This is a genomic window from Leisingera sp. F5 (genome assembly GCF_001593695.1).
Window position 1 is genome coordinate 1 of sequence record NZ_LUKH01000426.1, and the last position, 2494, is coordinate 2494.

The window sequence follows — 2494 nt, forward strand, 5'->3', positions numbered from 1 at the left end:
CTACCTCCTTTGAGGTAGGCAGCGCCCGGACCGGATGAGCGCCGCCGCGCAGGCTCGCGCTGCTGCCACAACCGCAGCCTGCTCCTCCTGCGCCACCCGGGCCCGCATTCGGGGCTTGGGTTTTGCCGCATTAGAGCCTAGGAACGGCCCACCCCAGGCCCGGCTGCGGGCCGCGCAACCAGAGGAGAAGGCGATGCCGGAGCATCGGTGCGGACAGGTCGCAAAGACCGTTTTCATCATCACCTACGGGCGCTCGGGCTCGACGCTGCTGCAGAACATGCTGAACGCGCTGCCGGGCCATTGCCTGCGCGGCGAGAACGCCAATCTGCTGGCGCCCTTGGTGCGCGCCTGGCAGGATCTGCGCCAGTCGGAGCAGGCGGCCTCGATGCGCGCGCGCGGCGTGCCTTCCGGCCCGCATCAGCCCTGGTTCGGCTATGAGGCGATCGAGGCGGACCGCTTTGGCCAGGCGCTTGCCGATAGCGTCCTGCGCACGGTGCTGCGGCCGGAGCCGGACACGCAGGTGCTGGGTTTCAAGGAGATCCGCTGGCACGAGGATCCGGCGCTGTTTGAGCCGATGCTGGCGTTCCTGCAGCGCTACATGCCGGATGCGCATTTCATCTTCAACACCCGCGATCACGCCGAGGTGCGCAATTCCGGCTGGTGGCGCAATATGGGCCGCGCCGCGGTGCTGGAGCAGCTGGAGCGCGCAGAGGCTTTGTACAGCCGCTGGCAGGCGGCCCAGCCGCACAGCTGCCTGGCGATGCACTATAATGACTATGCCAAGGACCCCGAAGCCTGGCGGCCTCTGTTTGCCTTCCTGGACGAGGCGTTCGACCCGGAGCTGGTGGAGGCGGTGCTGGGCCGCAAGCTGCTGCATATGAAATGGCAGAAACCGGCCCGAAAGCCCTGATCAGAGCCGGATCAGACCCCGGAGCCGCCCCCTGAACCGTCCCTGGACCCGGCGGTGTCCGCTGCGTCCGGAGGCAGGTCCCAATCCGCCCAGTCCGCACCCAGGCGCTGCCGCTCCTTGGTGGTCAGCCCCGGCATCGCCAAGAGCCCGTGCCCCTGGGAAATATCCAAAAGCTCCAGCCGCTGGGCATAGATGGCATGGCCCACGCAGGCATCCTCCAGCCCGACCGCGGGCATCGCCAGGAACTCCTTCATCGCCAGGTACATGTAACCGCAGGCCGCCAGCCCCTCCGGGCCCAGCACATAGCCGTATCCGCCTGCCGCATAATCCCGTGGCAGCGGGTATTGATAGCCGCGCGTCTCCATCACCGGATCGGCGCATTTGCCCAGATGCCAGCCATGCCACTGGTCCTGGTGGCGCCGGGTGCCGACCCGCCGCCCGGCAAGGGCCGCGCCCTGCTGCGCCGCCCGGTCCAGGCAGGCGGCAAAGCGGGCAGCGTCCTGCATCAGGATATTGTCGTCGATTTTAACAACCAGCGCCGGGGCGGTCAGCAGATCCAGCAGCATGTAGGCGTAAAACAGTTTCTGGTGCAGCCCTTCATAGGTGTCGGGGGCGGGCACCTGCAGCACCTGCCCGTCATAGCCGAACGACAGGCCCGTGTCCTGCTCCGGGCGCGGCTCACGGGCGCCCAGCAGGATGATGTGGTGATAGCCGTCCTGCCCCAGCCCGGCAAAAGACGCCACGCTCTGCTGCGACTCCTGCAGCCGCGGATGGCAGCTGGTGTGCAGGATCACCCGCTTGCCCGCGCAATCCGCACGCAGGCGCTGCACCGGCTCAGGCGCTGCAAGCTCCAGCAGCCGCGCCAGGAACGCAGGCAGATGCGTGTTGCGGGGAAACAGCGAAAACACATCGCGCATCTGCCCGAACCGGGCGCAGAGCGCCGCCGCTTCCGCCGCTTCCGTCAGCGCTTCCAGCTGCTCCAGATGCGCCTCGGCGCTGCGCACCGCAAAGCGCAGATTGTAATACATCGGCCGCTCCCAGCGCTGCCGCCGCGGCACCCGCGCAATCAGTTCGGCCTGGGATTGCGAAAACTCTTCCACCATTGCCCGGCTCTGCGCCAGCAGCTCCTCACGGGCCGCCAGCAGATCCTGCCGCGCCTTGCTGCGCGCTTGTTCCGCAAAAAAACCGGCCGCCCGGCCGTCCCGCATCAGATCGCCGCGCAACAGGCCGATCTCCTGCTCTTCCGGCGCCACTGCCAGATCGCGCCAGAAACGCTCCACCGCGCCGGTCTCCAGCCCGTCATACTGACTGCGCCAAGTGGCGCCGGCGCCCGGCGGCAGGGCGGTGTTGCGGCTGTAGGCTGCGCCGCCCAGACGGATCTTGTCCTTATACCGCGCCAGCCCCCGGCAGGGGTAATGCAGAATGCGGATCCGCCCCTGCGCCGCGCTGGCATGGCCCGGCACATGGGCAACGCTGTGATTGCCCTGCGCCACCTCTGCGGTGCCCGAGGCCCGGTGCAGCACCTTGCCGGGCAGCGGCTTACCCTCGCCATTGCGGCTTTCACGCTCGAACACAGTGCTGATC

The 2494-nt window shown here is 68.1% G+C and carries 2 protein-coding genes; one reads left to right on the forward strand and one right to left on the reverse strand.

Annotated features, from left to right (window positions below):
- Positions 1-193 precede the first annotated feature (193 nt).
- Positions 194-910, forward strand: a complete 717-nt coding sequence (locus A2I95_RS31345; RefSeq protein WP_291736109.1) for a sulfotransferase — start codon at positions 194-196, stop codon at positions 908-910.
- 11 nt (positions 911-921) lie between these two features.
- Here A2I95_RS31345 and A2I95_RS31350 read toward each other — a convergent pair.
- Positions 922-2494, reverse strand: a 1573-nt coding sequence (locus A2I95_RS31350; RefSeq protein ID WP_291736110.1) for a hypothetical protein, incomplete at its 5' end; no start/stop codon positions are given.